The organism is Nonomuraea sp. NPDC049419 (genome assembly GCF_040676995.1).
GTDB classification, from domain to species: domain Bacteria; phylum Actinomycetota; class Actinomycetes; order Streptosporangiales; family Streptosporangiaceae; genus Nonomuraea; species Nonomuraea salmonea.
The window spans coordinates 208,173-223,125 of the sequence record NZ_JBFAQB010000002.1 but is presented as its reverse complement, the minus strand read 5'-3'; the positions used below and the strand labels follow the sequence as shown (position 1 = coordinate 223,125).

11 protein-coding genes and 3 tRNA genes are annotated in these 14,953 nt (G+C 70.8%); 6 read left to right on the top strand and 8 right to left on the bottom strand.

Features of this window, described 5'->3' with window-relative positions; genetic code table 11:
- Nucleotides 1–147: 147 nt before the first annotated feature.
- Nucleotides 148–1,326 carry a glycosyltransferase family 4 protein gene (locus tag AB0K12_RS06370; RefSeq protein WP_364556118.1) on the bottom strand — a complete coding sequence of 393 codons (1,179 nt, stop codon included), beginning with the start codon at nt 1,324–1,326 and terminating at the stop codon, nt 148–150.
- A gap of 296 nt (nt 1,327–1,622) precedes the next feature.
- On the opposite strand from AB0K12_RS06370, the gene AB0K12_RS06365 reads away from it, so the two are divergent.
- On the top strand, nt 1,623–2,663 hold the full coding sequence (locus AB0K12_RS06365; RefSeq protein ID WP_364556116.1) for a LacI family DNA-binding transcriptional regulator: 1,041 nt from the start codon (nt 1,623–1,625) through the stop codon (nt 2,661–2,663).
- 83 nt (nt 2,664–2,746) lie between these two features.
- Here AB0K12_RS06365 and AB0K12_RS06360 read toward each other — a convergent pair whose 3' ends face one another.
- On the bottom strand, nt 2,747–4,240 hold the full coding sequence (locus tag AB0K12_RS06360; RefSeq protein WP_364556114.1) for an alpha-N-arabinofuranosidase: 1,494 nt from the start codon (nt 4,238–4,240) through the stop codon (nt 2,747–2,749).
- A gap of 275 nt (nt 4,241–4,515) precedes the next feature.
- Here AB0K12_RS06360 and AB0K12_RS06355 point away from each other — a divergent pair, with 275 nt between their 5' ends.
- The 3 genes from AB0K12_RS06355 to AB0K12_RS06345 are packed head-to-tail and all read left to right on the top strand — an operon-like array spanning nt 4,516 to nt 7,606.
- Entirely contained in the window at nt 4,516–5,859 is a 1,344-nt protein-coding gene (locus AB0K12_RS06355) for an extracellular solute-binding protein (protein ID WP_364556113.1), read from the top strand.
- Nucleotides 5,856–6,776 (top strand): sugar ABC transporter permease, encoded by a 921-nt coding sequence (locus AB0K12_RS06350; protein ID WP_364556111.1) that lies wholly within the window; start codon nt 5,856–5,858, stop codon nt 6,774–6,776. Before AB0K12_RS06355 ends, AB0K12_RS06350 begins: the two co-directional genes overlap by 4 nt.
- Nucleotides 6,773–7,606: a carbohydrate ABC transporter permease gene (locus AB0K12_RS06345; RefSeq protein ID WP_364556110.1), complete on the top strand. Its 834-nt coding sequence runs from the start codon at nt 6,773–6,775 to the stop codon at nt 7,604–7,606. The genes AB0K12_RS06350 and AB0K12_RS06345 overlap by 4 nt, the downstream gene beginning before the upstream one ends.
- A 171-nt stretch (nt 7,607–7,777) precedes the next feature.
- On the opposite strand, the gene AB0K12_RS06340 is transcribed toward AB0K12_RS06345, so the two are convergent.
- The 4 genes from AB0K12_RS06340 to AB0K12_RS06325 form a co-directional block, all read right to left on the bottom strand.
- Nucleotides 7,778–7,852 (bottom strand) — tRNA-Val (locus AB0K12_RS06340).
- A gap of 1 nt (nt 7,853) precedes the next feature.
- Nucleotides 7,854–7,927 (bottom strand) — tRNA-Cys (locus tag AB0K12_RS06335).
- Nucleotides 7,928–7,945: 18 nt separating this feature from the next.
- A tRNA-Gly gene (locus AB0K12_RS06330) sits at nt 7,946–8,017 on the bottom strand.
- Nucleotides 8,018–8,059: 42 nt separating this feature from the next.
- On the bottom strand, nt 8,060–8,695 hold the full coding sequence (locus AB0K12_RS06325; protein WP_364556108.1) for an ACT domain-containing protein: 636 nt from the start codon (nt 8,693–8,695) through the stop codon (nt 8,060–8,062).
- 82 nt (nt 8,696–8,777) lie between these two features.
- Between AB0K12_RS06325 and dusB the strand changes: the two genes are divergently transcribed.
- Together dusB and AB0K12_RS06315 are read left to right on the top strand one after the other, a co-directional pair.
- Complete coding sequence (gene dusB, locus AB0K12_RS06320; protein ID WP_364556106.1) at nt 8,778–9,890, top strand: tRNA dihydrouridine synthase DusB; 1,113 nt, start codon at nt 8,778–8,780, stop codon at nt 9,888–9,890.
- Nucleotides 9,891–10,146: 256 nt separating this feature from the next.
- The gene (locus tag AB0K12_RS06315) at nt 10,147–11,673 is read left to right on the top strand and encodes an alkaline phosphatase D family protein (protein ID WP_364556104.1); all 1,527 of its coding nucleotides are present in this window, start codon (nt 10,147–10,149) and stop codon (nt 11,671–11,673) included.
- An 8-nt stretch (nt 11,674–11,681) separates the two neighbouring features.
- On the opposite strand, the gene AB0K12_RS06310 is transcribed toward AB0K12_RS06315, so the two are convergent.
- Nucleotides 11,682–12,176, bottom strand: coding sequence for a DUF2087 domain-containing protein (locus AB0K12_RS06310; protein WP_364556102.1), 495 nt, complete (start codon nt 12,174–12,176; stop codon nt 11,682–11,684).
- 228 nt (nt 12,177–12,404) lie between these two features.
- Complete coding sequence (locus AB0K12_RS06305; protein ID WP_364556100.1) at nt 12,405–14,903, bottom strand: DUF3516 domain-containing protein; 2,499 nt, start codon at nt 14,901–14,903, stop codon at nt 12,405–12,407.
- Nucleotides 14,904–14,953: the final 50 nt, after the last annotated feature.

Genomic DNA, 14,953 nt, shown 5'->3' with positions numbered 1-14,953 from the left:
AGAAAAGCTTTCCGGTCACGCATGCGGCCCAGAGTGCCGCCCTCTTGGGCCTGCTTTTGCCGAAATGGGAGACGTTTTAGACAGACGTATCCAGAAACCCCGATTTTTCCGGGAAATCTGGGAGGTAAATCTTTTGCCGGAGGCGGGTCAGTGGGCCGGCCAGAAGGTGTCGCCGATTCGCTCGCCCGCCACCAGCTCCGCGAACAGGTCCTCCCACACCGGCATCACGTGCTCGGCCGCGTACGCCCGCGCGGTCCGCCGGGCCGCCTTCCCCATGCTCACCCGCAGCTCCCGGTCGGCGATCAGCCGGCGCAGCGCCTCGGCCAGCGCGTCCACGTCCTCGGGCGGCACCAGCAGGCCGTCCACCCCGTCGGTCAGCACGTCACCCGGCCCGGTGGGGCAGTCGAAGGCCGCGACGGGCAGCCCGTGCGCCATCGCCTCGATCATCGTCATCGGCAGCCCCTCGTACCGGGAGCTGACCGCGTAGACCGAGGCGCCGGCCAGCTCCTTGTCCATCCGCCCGGTACGCCCCGCCAGCGACACGTGCTCGGCCAGCCCGTGCTGCTCGATCAGGCCCGCCAGCTCGCCCTGGCGCGGCCCGGTGCCGAAGATCGACAGCCGCCACTCCTGATGCTCGGCCGCCACCTGCGCGAACGCCTTGATCAGCAGGTCGAACCCCTTCTGCGGCACCAGCCGCCCGGCCGCCACCACGACCGGCGCGCTCTGGCGCGATGGCGCACGCTTCGCGGTCGGCACGGCGTTGGGGATCCGCACGACCGGGGTGGTCGGCAGCAGACGCCGGAAGTCCCGCAGGTTCGCCTTGGTCAGCACGGCGATCGCGTCGAAGGCGGCGTAGTGGCGGGCGATCTCCCCGCGGATCGTCTCGGGATAGGCCGACAGGTTCATGTGCTCCTGGGCGACCTTGATCACCGGCTTGCGGGCGCGGCGGGCGGCGATCAGGCTGAGCGCGGGCCGGCTGGTGACGAGGATGCCATCGCGCAGCCCCGCGCAGTACTCCATCGCCGCCCACTCGACCCGCTCGGTGAAGTAGCCGGCCGCGAACTCGCCGCGCGGCACCACCTTCCCGCGCACCCGCCGCCAGGCCCGCCGGGCCAGCGAGTCCGGCGCCCGGCCGCCGCGCTGGTCCACCAGCGTGGTGACGGTGATCCGCGGATCGACGGCGAAGTGCGGCCGCTCGCGGCGGCGTACGAGGCTGACCAGCTCGACGTCGTGCCCGGCGGCGGCCATCGCGTTCGCCTGGCTGATCACGGTCTTGACCGTGCCGCCCATGCCGTACGCGTCCAGCATGAGGTAGCGGATCCTCATCTGCCGCACCCCCGGCCGCAGACAGGGCCGCAGACAGGGCCGCAGACAGGGCCGCAGACAGGGCCGCAGACAGGGCCGGAGCTCTCGCCGCGGCGTCGCGCACCGCGCCTCAGGGCCGTGACCAGCACATTGTTCGTCCTCCTTGGCGCATCCATGCCGACGCAGGTTACTCTCCGTTCCTGGTAGTTAGCTGAGAACGCCCGGCGGAGCGGGATAGGACCCCCTCATGACGCGGAGGATGCGTTCGCGCGTTCGCGCGTTCCGCCTGTTAGCGTTACCGCTAAGGGGGGTGAGCCGTGGTGAAATCCAAACCCGGCCGGCCTGCGGTGCTCATGGACGTCGCCGTGCTCGCCGGTGTCTCCACCATGACCGTCTCACGGGTGCTCAACACACCCGACCGCGTACGCGCCGAGACCAGGGCCCGCGTCCTGGCCGCCGTACGCGAGCTGGACTACCGCCCCAACCAGGCGGCCCGCCAGCTCGTCACAGGACGCTCAGGTGTGCTCGGCGTGGTCAGCATCGACACCACGCTCTACGGCCCGGCCACCACGCTCTACTGCATCGAGCAGGCCGCCCGCCACGCCGGCTACAACGTCTCCATCGCCAGCCTCAGCTCGCTCAACCGCACCTCCATGGAGGAGGGCGTGCAGCGGCTGCGCACCCAGGCGGTCGACGGCGTGATCATCGTCGCGCCGCACGAGTCGGCCGCCGACGGGCTGCGCGACCTGCCGCCCGAGATGCCGGTCGTCGCGGTCGACGCCGCCGACGACATCCCCGTCCCGGTGGCGAAGGTCGACCAGGTCGCCGGCGCCGCCCGCGTCACCCGCCACCTGCTCGACCTCGGCCACCGCACGGTGTGGCACGTCGCGGGCCCGGCCGACTGGCTCGACGCCAACGGCCGCATCGACGGCTGGCGCGGCGTGCTGGAGGCGGCCGGGCGGCCGGTGCCCGAGGTGCTGCGCGGCGACTGGAGCGCCAGATCCGGCTATCAGCTCGGCCGCCGCCTGGCCGAGGAGGCCGAGGTCACGGCCGTGTTCGTGGCCAACGACCAGATGGCGCTCGGCGTGCTGCGGGCGCTGCGCGAGGCGGGCAGGCGAGTGCCTGAGGACGTCAGCGTGGCGGGCTTCGACGACATCCCCGAGTCCGCCTACTTCTGGCCACCGCTGACCACCGTGCGGCAGGACTTCCGCGAGGTCGGCAGGCACGCCTTCCACATGCTGCTCGACCGCATGGCCGGGGCCGAGCCCGAGAGCCGCCGCCTGATCGAGCCCGAGCTGGTGGTCCGCGACAGCACCGCGACAGCACCGCGCCCGCCGAGGCCGCCTGAGCCCGCCTGAGCCCGCCTGGGCCCGGCTCGGGTCCGCCACGGGTCCGCCACGGGTCCGCCACTGCGCCCCTTCCCGCCTGAGGCGGCGGGCGCTCAGGAGGCCAGGCGGATCACGTTCCAGGAGACCGGCGGCAGCAGCACGCGCAGCGGGTCCTGTTCGACGTCCCGGTTCGGCCTGGGCGTGATCCGGTCCGGCTCGTCGGCGGTGTTGCGGGCGTAGACGTCGGGGTCGGTCAGCGTGGTCGCCTCGACGACCCGCACCGCGCCCAGTGCCCGCGCGTCGATCTCCAGCGACAGCGGCCCGTCCGTCGAGCGGTTGACGGCGAACAGCGTCGTGCCGTCCGCGTCGTGCGTGGCCACCGCGTGCACCAGCGGCACCTCCCCGTACGCCGCCGTCTCGTACAGGGGCGACACCGGCTCCACCCGCAGCACGTCGCCGGCCGCGTACCGGGAGGCCTGCGCGAACGGGTGGAACGTGGTCTGCCGCCAGGACCGCCCGCCCGGCTCGGTCATGATGGGCGCGATCACGTTGACGAGCTGGGCCAGCGAGGCGGCGGTCACCCGGTCGCTGTTGCGCAGCAGCGTGATCAGCAGCCCGCCGAACGTCACCGCGTCGGCCAGGTGGTAGTGGTCCTCCAGCAGCGGCGGTGCGACCGGCCAGTCGTCGGGGGTGCCGGCGTCCCTGAAGCGGGACTGGTACCACACGTTCCACTCGTCGAAGGACAGGTCGATCCGCTTGCGCGACTTCAGCCGCGCCCCGACGTGGTCGGCGGTGGCCACCACCGAGGAGATGAAGTACTGCATGTCGGTGTCGCTGGCCAGGAAGCTGCCGAGGTCGCCGCCGTGCTCCTCGTAGTAGGCGTGGCAGGAGATGTAGTCGACCAGCTCGTACGTCTCCTCCAGCACCTCCGCCTCCCACGCGCCGAACGTCGGCATGCTGGAGCTGGAACTGCCGCACGCCACCAGCTCGAGCCCCGGGTCCACCATGCGCATCGCGCGGGCGGTCTCGGCGGCCAGCCGGCCGTACTCGCGGGCCGTCTTGTGGCCGGTCTGCCAGGGCCCGTCCAGCTCGTTGCCCAGGCACCACATCCTGATGCCGTGCGGCTCCTTGGCGCCGTGGCTCACCCGCAGGTCCGACAGGGTCGTGCCGGACGGGTGGTTGCAGTATTCGAGCAGGTCGAGCGCCTCGGCGATGCCGCGCGTGCCGAGGTTGAGCGCCATCATGGGCTCCACCCCCGCCTTACGGCACCACAGGACGAACTCGTCCACGCCCACCTCGTTGGTCTCCGTGCTGCGCCAGGCCAGGTCGAGCCGGCGGGGCCGCCGGTCCTTGGGGCCGATGCCGTCCTCCCAGCGGTAGCCGGAGACGAAGTTGCCGCCGGGGTAGCGGACGGTGGACACGCCCAGCTCCCTGGTCAGCTCCAGGACGTCGCGGCGGAAGCCGTCGTCGTCGGCCAGCGGGTGCCCGGGCTCGTAGATGCCGGTGTAGACGCACCGCCCGAGGTGCTCCACGAACGTGCCGAACGTGCGGCGGCGCACGGGGGCGACCTTGAAGGCCGGGTCGAGGGTGAGGCTGGCGTGGTGCACGGGGGAGACTCCCTGGGTTTCCGCGACGTTACGTGCCTCCCGATTGTTAGCGCTATCACAGGCCAGGTCAAGAGCTGGTAAGCGGTTGCCTGAGGGCCCTTGACAGGCCGCTTGTTACCGCTAACACTCGGGTAACCCCGGCGTAACACCGGGGTGCGCACGGCGGCCGCCGCGATCCGGACGTGCCGCCCGTCCGCCTCCGACGGGAGGCCCCTTCTGCTGCCCTCACCCGCTCTTTCCACGACCACAGCTCGGTGTAAGGAAGAGGCCATCCAGTGCACGGTCCCCCTCACATCAACCGCCGGCACCTCCTAGGCGGCGGCCTCGCCCTGATCGCCGCCGCCGCGTCGGGATGCGCGCTCCCCGTGGGGTTCGGCTCGTCCCAGACCCGCATCAGATACTGGCACTTCCTCGGCGCCAGCGACGGCATCACGATGAACGGGATGGTCAACGCGTTCGGCAAGGAGAACCCCGACGTCTTCGTCGAGGAGAACGTGCTCCAGTGGGGCGAGCCCTACTACACGAAGATCGCCATGGCCGGCGCCGGCGGACGCTCGCCCGACCTCGCCACGTTCCACCTCGCCCGGCTGGCCGGCATCGGCGCCGGGCGCATCCTCGACCCCATCGACACGAAACTGCTGGAGGAGGCCGGCCTGAAGGCCGCCGACTTCAGCCCGCCCATCTGGGAACGGGCCCACCTCGACGGCGTCCTGTACGCCGTCCCGCTCGACGCCCACCCGATGGTGCAGTACTACAACACCGACGTCTGCGAGAAGGCCGGGCTGCTCGGCGCGGACGGCAAGCTGCGGCCCACCACGGGCGTGGACGAGCTGATCGCCATGCTGGCCAAGGCCAAGGAGGCCATGGGCGGCAAACCGCCGCTCACCATGGACGCGCTCGGCCTCGGCACGGTCGGCCCGTGGCGGGTGTGGTATTCGCTCTACGGGCAGAGCGGCGGCACGCTGCTGACGCCCGACAACACGGCGATCGCCATCGACGACGCCAAGGCGCTGGACGCGCTGCGGCTGATGCAGCGGCTCGGGCAGGAAGGGCTGTGCGACCCGCGTACGGACTACGGCGCCTCCGTCGCCAAGTTCACCAACGGCGAGGCGGCGTTCCTGTGGAACGGCGACTGGGAGATCACCGGGCTGAAGGAGCGCGGCACGCCGTTCAGCATGACCCGTTTCCCCAGCGTCTTCGGCAGCGGCGCGGCGCAGGCCGACTGCCATGCGTTCGTCCTGCCCCACCAGCGCAGCAGGGACCCCGAGACCGAGCGGGCCACCTACCGCTTCATCGCCTACCTGGTCAAGAACAGCGCCGACTGGGCCGTCGCCGGGCACGTGCCGGCGTATCTGCCGGCGCTGGAGGAGCCCGACTACCTGGCGCTGGACCCGCAGTCGGAGTACCGCTCGGTCATCACGGAGGTCGCGCTGGACCCGCAGGCGTGGTTCGCCGGCTCGGCCTCGCGCATGTGGATCGAGTTCGGCGAGGCGTTCTCGCCCGTCATCAGTGGCGAGCGCAGCCCCGAGCAGGGCCTGGCCGCCGCCAAGGCGTCGCTGAACCGGCTGCTGTCGGCCCCGAACCCCTTCCCCGCCGAGGACGCCGAGGAGCGCTCATGACCGCCACCGTCGCGCCCACCGCGACCGCCGTCGCGGCCGTGAAGTCGAAGGTCCGGCGCGGCTGGACGGAGCACGGCCTGCTGTTCGTGGCCCCGTTCCTGCTGATCTACCTGGTCTTCCTGGTCTGGCCGACGCTGCTCGGCTTCCAGATGAGCTTCTCCAGCGTCAACGTCGCGGGCGGCAACGACCACTTCATCGGCTTCGGCAACTACGCCGAGGCGTTCGCCGACCCGCGCATGTGGCGCTCGCTGTGGAACACGCTCGTCTTCACCGTGCTCAGCACGATCCCGCTGGTCCTGCTCGGCCTGGTGCTCGCGCTGCTGGTGCACCACCTGCGGTTCATGCAGTGGCTGTGGCGGCTGTCGTTCTTCGGGCCGTTCCTGCTGCCGTCGGCCGTGGTGTCGATCCTGTGGCTGCAGATGATCTACCCGCCCGAGTACGGCCTGATCAACGGCACGCTCGGCACCGACATCGTGTGGCTGGGCGACCCGTCGCTGGCCATGTGGTCGGTGGTGCTGACCACCGTGTGGTGGACGGTGGGCTTCAACTTCCTGCTCTATCTCGCCGCCCTGCAGTCCATCCCCCAGCACCTGTACGAGGCCGCCGCCATCGACGGCGCCAACGCCTGGGACAAGCTGCGCTCGATCACCCTGCCGATGCTCCGCCGCACCACCGCGCTCATCGTGGTGCTGCAGCTCGTGGCCTCGCTGAAGGTGTTCGACCAGATCTACCTGATGACCGGCGGCGGCCCCGAGGACGCCACCCGTTCGATCATCGAGTACGCCTACGACATCGGCTTCACCGGCTACCGCACCGGTTACGCCTCGGCCGTGTCGTACATCCTGTTCGCCCTCATCGTCATCGTCTCCCTGGCGCAGCTCCGGCTGTTCCGCAAGCGCGAGGAGGTCGCGTCGTGACCAAGCGGTTCAGCTTCAGCCAGTTCGTCCTGCTGGTGGCCGCGCTGGTGCTGGCGGTGCTGTGGCTCGCCCCGATCGCGTGGGCGGTGGCCACGTCGCTCAAGCCGGAGTCGGAGACCACGAAGCTGCCGCTGGAGTGGTTCGGCAGCACGCTCACGCTGGAGTCGTACGAGCTGGTCCTCGGCACCGGCGGGATCGTCAAATGGGCCGTCAACTCGACGGTCACGGCGGTGGCGGTGACGTTCCTGACCGTGCTGTTCTCGGCGATGGCGGCGTACGGGTTCGCGCGCACGCGGTTCAAGGGGCGGCGGGCGCTGCTCGGCCTCATCCTGGCGGGCATCATGGTGCCGCCGCAGGTCCTGATCGCGCCGCTGTTCGCCGAGATGGTCGCCTTCGGCCTGGTGGACACCTGGTGGGCGATCATCCTGCCGCAGGTGGCCGCGCCGCTGATCGTCTACATCCTGGTCAAGTTCTTCCAGGACGTGCCTGAGGAGCTGGAGCAGGCGGCGTTCGTGGACGGGGCGGGGCGGTGGCGGGTGTTCTTCACCATCGTGCTGCCGCTGTCGCGGCCGGTGCTGGCGGCGGTGTCGATCTTCACGTTCATCAGCACCTGGAACAACTTCCTCTGGCCGTTCCTCGTCTCCACCGACCCGAACACGATGACGCTCCCGGTGGGCCTGGCGAACGTCGTGCAGGGCACCTTCGGCCTGCGGTACGCGCAGATCATGGCCTCGGTGGTGCTGGCCGGGCTGCCGCTCCTTATCGTCTTCGTGCTCTTCCAGCGCCAGATCATCCGCGGCGTCGCCCACACCGGCCTCGCCGGCCAGTGACCCCGGGGGAGACCCCATGCGGTGGGCTCGGGCGCCCCCTCCCACCGCCGCAGGACAGACCCCGCGCGGCGGGCATCCCCCTCCCGCCGCCGCGGGAAAGATCACGCGGCGGACGCGCCCCTCCCACGAGAAAACCCCCGGCCGCCGAGCGGCCGGGGGTTTTCTGAGAGGTGGTGGACGATACTGGGATTGAACCAGTGACCTCTTCCGTGTCAGGGAAGCGCTCTCCCGCTGAGCTAATCGTCCTTGGAGGTGGCGACGGGATTTGAACCCGTGTGGACGGCTTTGCAGGCCGCTGCCTCGCCTCTCGGCCACGCCACCGAGTCAAACCCCTCTCCGAGCGGAAGACGGGATTCGAACCCGCGACCCTCACCTTGGCAAGGTGATGCTCTACCACTGAGCCACTTCCGCGCTGTTGCGTGGTTAACAATAGCGCGTTTCCGGACCGGATGCTTACTTGCGGAGCTGGCGGGCCACACGTCGCTCGGTCGCGGGGAGGCTCAGGAAGATCTCGAGGATCCTCGTGAGGCGGTGGACCTCGATGCGGTGGAAGGCGGGACCCTCGCTGCGGCCGAGGATGAGGGAGAGCGCCAGCGGCGGCAGCGGCGCGTGGATCAGGTGCAGGCCGCCCTCGACGGTCAGCGCCGCCGGCCGCGCGGGCGTCTCGGCGGGGACGGTGAAGTCCTCGGGCGCGCGCCAGCTCGCGTACACGATGCGGCCCTCGGCGGCGGTGGCCGCCCAGTCGGCGCTGAACAGCACGGGCAGCGAGTCGATCAGCGTGGTCAGCGCCCGGTCGCCTGCCGTGGTGATGTATTTGAGTATCTCCAGCTCCGGGTAGGTGCCGGGCGCCTCGCGGGTGGGCCAGACGCCGTCGACGGCCACGCCGTCGAGGCTTTCGAGGCTCTTGACCAGCTCCTGCCTGGAGGTGTCGTCGGGGCAGTAGACCGTGATGTCGTCGACCGCCCGGCCGTCGCCCCGTTCGAGCACGGTCACCTGGGTGATGTCGGCCCCCGACGCACCCAGGGCCCTGGTCACCTGCGCCAGCGAGCCCGGCCTGTCGGGCAGCGTGAGGCGTACGCGAAGAAGCATCCATCCCCCTCAACCGAAGATGCCGATCACAGACTATCGGCGGAATACCGGTTACGGCCTGACCTGCGCTACAACTGACGGGGTGAAGATTGGGCCGATCGGGGTGTGGCCCCCGGTGGTGCTGGCGCCGATGGCGGGCATCACGAACGCGCCGTTCCGCGTGCTCTGCCGCGAGCAGGGCGCGGGGTTGTTCGTGTGCGAGATGATCACCACGCGGGCGCTGGTCGAGCGCAATCCGAAGACGTTGCGGATGATCAGGTTCGCCGAGTCGGAGCGGCCCAGGAGCATCCAGCTCTACGGCGTCGATCCGGCCGTGGTCGGGCGGGCGGTCCGGATGATCGCCGAGGAGGACCTCGCCGACCACGTCGATCTCAACTTCGGCTGCCCGGTGCCCAAGGTGACGCGGCGGGGCGGCGGGTCGGCGCTGCCGTACAAGCGGAATCTGCTGCGGCGCATCCTGCGCGAGGCGGTCGCGAACGCCGGGTCGCTGCCCGTGACGATGAAGATGCGCAAGGGCATCGACGACGACCACCTCACCTACCTCGACGCCGGCCGGATCGCCGCCGAGGAGGGGGTGGCGGCCATCGCGCTGCACGCCCGCACGGCCCGGCAGCACTACGGCGGCGTCGCCGACTGGGAGGCCATCGCCCGGCTGAAGGAGGCGGTGCGGGAGATCCCCGTGCTGGGCAACGGCGACATCTGGTGCGCCGACGACGCGCTCAGGATGGTGGCCCGCACCGGCTGCGACGGCGTCGTGGTGGGGCGCGGCTGCCTGGGGCGGCCCTGGTTGTTCCGCGACCTCGACAACGCCTTCAACGGCAGCTCCGAGCGGGCCACGCCGACGCTGGGCGAGGTCGCCGACGTCATGGAGCGGCACGCCGAGGGCCTGACGGAGTGCTTCGACATCGAGCGCTACGCCGTGGCCGACTTCCGCAAGCACGTCGGCTGGTACCTCAAGGGGTTCACGGTCGGCGGCGAGCTGCGGCGCGAGCTGGCCACGGCCGAGTCGCTCGACGGGCTGCGCGCCGGGCTGGCGAAGCTGGAGCGCGACCAGCCGTGGCCGCTCAACACCGACACGCCGCGCGGCAAGTCGGGGGAGCGGTCGAAGGTGCTGCTGCCCGACGGCTGGCTGGACGACCCGTGGGACTGCCCGATCCCCGGCGCCGACGCCGAGTCCGACATCTCCGGCGGCTGACGCCCCCCGTGGGGCCGGCGCTCAGTGAGGGCCGGTGGCCTGCGCGCGTCGAGCAGGTGAAGCAGGGCCGTCGCGTTCACCTGGTGGGGATGCACCGGTGAAGGGCCGCTCGTCCTTGCCCCGCCGGTCACGTCCGCGCTTCGGGGCAAAGCTTCATCAGCTCTTCAGCGAGCCGTACCTCGGAGAACTCTTTCCGCACCAGGGGCCCGGCCAGGCTGTCGCCGCAGGCAACGCCACCGTCGAGTAAGGACCCTCATTGATCACCCGGCGTGCTCTTCTCGCCGGGGGCGTCGGCCTGGGCATGTCCGCCGCGCTGGGGATCACCCCCGCGCGCGCCGCAGCCCGGCGCGCCCCTCTCTCCGACCCCTTCCAGCTCGGCGTCGCCTCCGGCGAGCCCACCCCTGACGGGGTCGTGCTGTGGACCCGCCTGGCAGTGGACCCGGTCGCGCTCGACGGCCGCGGCGGCATGCCGGACCGGCCGGTGCCGGTCCAGTGGCAGCTCGCCGCGGACGAGAACTTCCGCACCGTCGTCAGGCGCGGCACCGCGACCGCTCGCCCCGAGTCCGCCCACAGCGTGCACGTCGAGCTCGAAGGGCTCGAACCCGGCGCCGAGTACTTCTACCGGTTCAAGGCGGGCGCCGAGCTGAGCCCCGCCGGCCGCACCCTCACCGCGCCCGCGCCCGGCACCCGGTCGAGGGCGCTGAACCTGTCGTTCACGTCCTGCGCCGACTACCAGACGGGCTGGTTCACCGCCTACCGCAGGATGGCCGAGGACCAGCCCGACCTGATCGCCTTCCTCGGCGACTACATCTACGAGTACGGCGCCTACGACCACCCCGTACGCGACCAGGCCGGCGGCGAGTGCCTCGACCTGGCCGGCTACCGGCTGCGGCACGCCCAGCACAAGGCCGACCCCGATCTGCGGCTCGCCCACGCCGTCGCCCCCTGGGCGGTGGTGTGGGACGACCACGACGTCGAGAACGCCTGGGCCGGGGACCGGCCTTCCCTCGCCCGCCGGGCCGCCGCCTTCCAGGCGTACTACGAGAACATGCCGCTGCGCCGCGCCCAGAAGCCGCACGGGGCGGCGCTGCGGCTCCACCGCAGCATCCGCTGGGGCCGGGTCGCCAACCTGCACCTGCTCGACACCCGCCAGTACCGCGACCCGTACGCCTGCACCGGCGGGAGCGGCACCGTCGGCCCCGGCTGCGTGCAGCGCTTCGAGCCCAGCCGCACCATCCTCGGCCAGGAGCAGGAGACCTGGCTCGACGGCGAGCTCAGGCGGTCCGAGGCCACCTGGGACCTGCTCGGCCAGCAGGTCTTCCTGATGGAGATGGACTGGACGAACGGCGAGGGCAGGGGCTACTCCAACGAGGGCTGGGACGGCTACGTCGCCTCCCGCGACCGGCTGACCGCCGCCATCGACGCCTACAAGCGCAACGCGGTCGTGCTCACCGGCGACGTGCACTCGCACTGGGCCGGCGAGGTCAAGCGCGACCACCAGGACCCCGAGTCGAAGCCGGTGGCCGTCGAGCTGGTCACCACCTCGGTGACGAGCGCGGGCGACGGCATGGACGTCTACCCCGACACGGCGGATCTGCTCCGGGAGAACCCGCACGTGACGTTCTGCAACGGCCGGCGCGGCTACGTACGGACCCGGATCACTGAGCGCGAGATGCGGGTCGACTTCCGCTCGCTGCCGTGCGTCACCGAGCCGGGCGCCCCGGCCCGCACCTCCGGCTCCTTCGTCATCGAGCCGGGCAGCCCCACGCTCAACCCCGCGTGACCGGTGCCTCAGATCTCCACGGGGCCGCCGCTGCGCCAGTACACGTTGCCCTCGCGCGACAGCAACCCCTCGTCCACCAGGTAGCGGCGCAGCGCCGCGTGGTCGTCGTGGAAGGCGCGCAGGGCGACGTCGACGTCCTTCTCCGGGTAGCGGACGCCGGGCTCGAAGACGCGCGAGACGTAGCGCAGCAGGATGAGCCGCTTGTCGCGGCTCATCGTCAGGGTCGTCAGCCGCCCGTCCACCAGGAACGTGCGCAGCACCCGCTCCTCCTGGCTCAGCTGCGCGGCCGGCTCGGCGCGCGAGCGCAGCAGGTCGCGGAAGCGCTCAGGGGTGGCGTGCCACTTGCCGCTCTCGTCGCACGCGGCCAGCCCGCCGGCCGCCAGCTTGCGCAGCGCCTCGGGGGAGTGGCCGTCGGGATGCCCCAGCACGAGTGAGGCGAACGTACGCAACGTGTCGTCCTGGTAGAGCAGCCCGAGGACACGCCTGATCTCTTCGTCGTTCACCGGCCCATTTTGTCGTGGATCGTGACGCCGCCGCCACGCCTTATCACCGGCCCGACCTGGAAGATCGCACTATCGGCGACCGGCCGATGCGGGGAATGTCTCGATCTTGGGACATGATGATGACACATCCCCGACCTTTTCCGACCGACACTGAAAGTGACAGGCCGGTGCCGGGGCGCCCTTGCCAGTCCGTTCCGGCACACGGCTTGTTCTCATCTCCCGGCCCTTCTACAGCCGGTTGAGCCCCTGAACGTGCAGGACCGCCCGGCCCTCCTCATCGGATGCGGCCAGATCGACCTGGGCGTCGATGCCCCAGTCGCCGTCGCCGGCCGGATCCTTGATCGTCTGGCGTACCTTCCACAGCCCGCTCTCCTCCTCGATGCGCAGCAGCGCGGGCCCGCGGGCGTCGGCGTCGGTGTGGATCTCCTCGTGCTCGCCGTAGTACGCGTCGAGCGCCGCACCCCAGTCGACGTCGGGAGCCAGCTCCTCCAGCTCCTCCTCCTTCTCCAGCGCGCACAGCTCGACCAGCCGGAACATCGCGTTGCGCACCAGCACCCTGAAGGCCCGCGGGTTGCCGGTGACCGGCCGCACCTTGGCCTCGAGCTGCTGCTGCTCCTCCAGCGCCGCCGCCGGGTTGGTCAGCTTCTCCCACTCGTCGATCAGCGAGGAGTCGACCTGCCGCACCAGCTCGCCCAGCCACTCGATGAGGTCGACCAGGTCGTCGGTCTTGAGGTGCTCGGGCACCGTACGCGACAACGTGCGGTAGGCGTCGGCGAGGTAGCGCAGCACCGTGCCCTCGGAGCGGGCCAGCTCGTAGAACTGGATGTACTCGGCGAACGTCATCGCCCGCTCGTACATGTCGCGCACCACCGACTTCGGGCTGACCGTGTAGTCGGCCACCCACGGGTGCCCGCGCCGGTAGGTCTCGTAGGCCCCGAGCAGCAGGTCGTCGAGCGGCATCGGGTACATGACCTCGGCCAGCTGCTCCATGCGCTCTTCGTACTCGATGCCGTCGGCCTTCATCTGCGCGACGGCCTCGCCCCTGGCCTTCTTCAGCTGGGCCGACAGGATCTGGCGCGGGTCGTCGAGGATGGACTCGACGATGGAGACCATGTCGAGCGCGTACGCCGGCGACTCGCGGTCGAGCAGCTCGAACGCCGCCAGCGCGAACGTGGACAGCGCCTGGTTGAGCGCGAAGTCCTCCTGCAGCTCGATCGTCAGCCTGGCCCTGCGGCCCTGCTCGTCGGGCTCGGGGAACTGCTGGACGATGCCGCCCGCCAGCAGCGACCGGTAGATCGCGATGGCCTGGCTGATGTGCCGCCGCTGCCACTTGCGGTCTTCGTGGTTGTCGGTCAGCAGGTGCTTCATCGCCTGGAAGCAGTCGCCCGGCCGGTTGATGACCGCGAGCAGCATCGCGTTGCTCACCTTGAAGCGCGAGGTGAGCGGCTCGGGCTCGGCCTCCTGGAGCTTGACGAACGTCTCCTCGCTCCAGCCCACGAACCCCTCCGGCGGCTTCTTGCGGGCGTAGCCGCGCCGCCGCTTGGGGTCGTCGCCGATCTTGGCCAGCGCCTTGGCGTTCTCGATGTCGTGCTCGGGGGCCTGGCAGGCGACATAGCCGATGGTGTCGAAGCCCGCGCGCCCGGCCCGGCCGGCGATCTGGTGGAACTCGCGGGCCCGCAGCCTGCGCACCTTGTTGCCGTCGTACTTCGACAGGGCGGTGAACAGCACCGTGCGGATCGGCACGTTGACGCCCACGCCCAGCGTGTCGGTGCCGCAGATGACCTTGAGCAGCCCGGCCTGGGCCAGCCGCTCGACGAGGCGCCGGTATTTCGGCAGCATGCCGGCGTGGTGGACGCCGATGCCGTGGCGCACCAGCCGCGACAGCGCCCGGCCGAAGCGGGTGGTGAAGCGGAAGCCGCCGATCATCGCGGCGATCGCGTCCTTCTCCTCGCGGGTCGCCATGTTGATCGACATCAGCGCCTGGGCCCGCTCCATCGCCGCGGCCTGCGTGAAGTGCACGACGTAGACGGGCGCCTGGCCGGTGCTGAGCATCTCTTCGAGCGTCTCGTGCAGCGGCGTCATGCGGTAGGAGTAGACCAGCGGGACCGGCCGCTCGGCGTGCTTGACCACCGCGGTCTCCCGCCCGGTGCGGCGGGTCAGGTCGTCCTTGAACATCGTGACGTCGCCGAGCGTGGCCGACATCAGCACGAACTGCACGTTGGGCAGCTCGAGCAGCGGCACCTGCCAGGCCCAGCCGCGGTCGGGCTCGGCGTAGAAGTGGAACTCGTCCATCACGACCTGGCCGATGTCGGCCGCGGCGCCGTCGCGCAGCGCCACGTTGGCGAGGATCTCGGCCGTGCAGCAGATGATCGGCGCGCCCGGGTTGACGCTGGCGTCGCCGGTCATCATGCCGACGTTCTCGGTGCCGAAGATGGCGCACAGGTCGAAGAACTTCTCCGACACCAGGGCCTTGATCGGTGCGGTGTAGAACGTGCGCATGTCGCGCGTCAGCGCCGTGAAGTGGGCGCCCGCCGCCACCAGCGACTTGCCCGACCCCGTCGGCGTGGCCAGGATCAGGTTGTTGCCGGAGACCACCTCGATGAGGGCCTCTTCCTGGGCGGGATAGAGGGTGAGCCCCCGCTCGGCGTTCCACGCGACGAACGCGTCGAAGATGGCGTCGGGATCGGCGTCGAGGTCTTCGGGCAGGCGGTCAACGAGTAGGCTCACACCCCTATCCTGCCGAAGTTTGCCGGGTGGTCGGACCGCCCCGGGCCCAA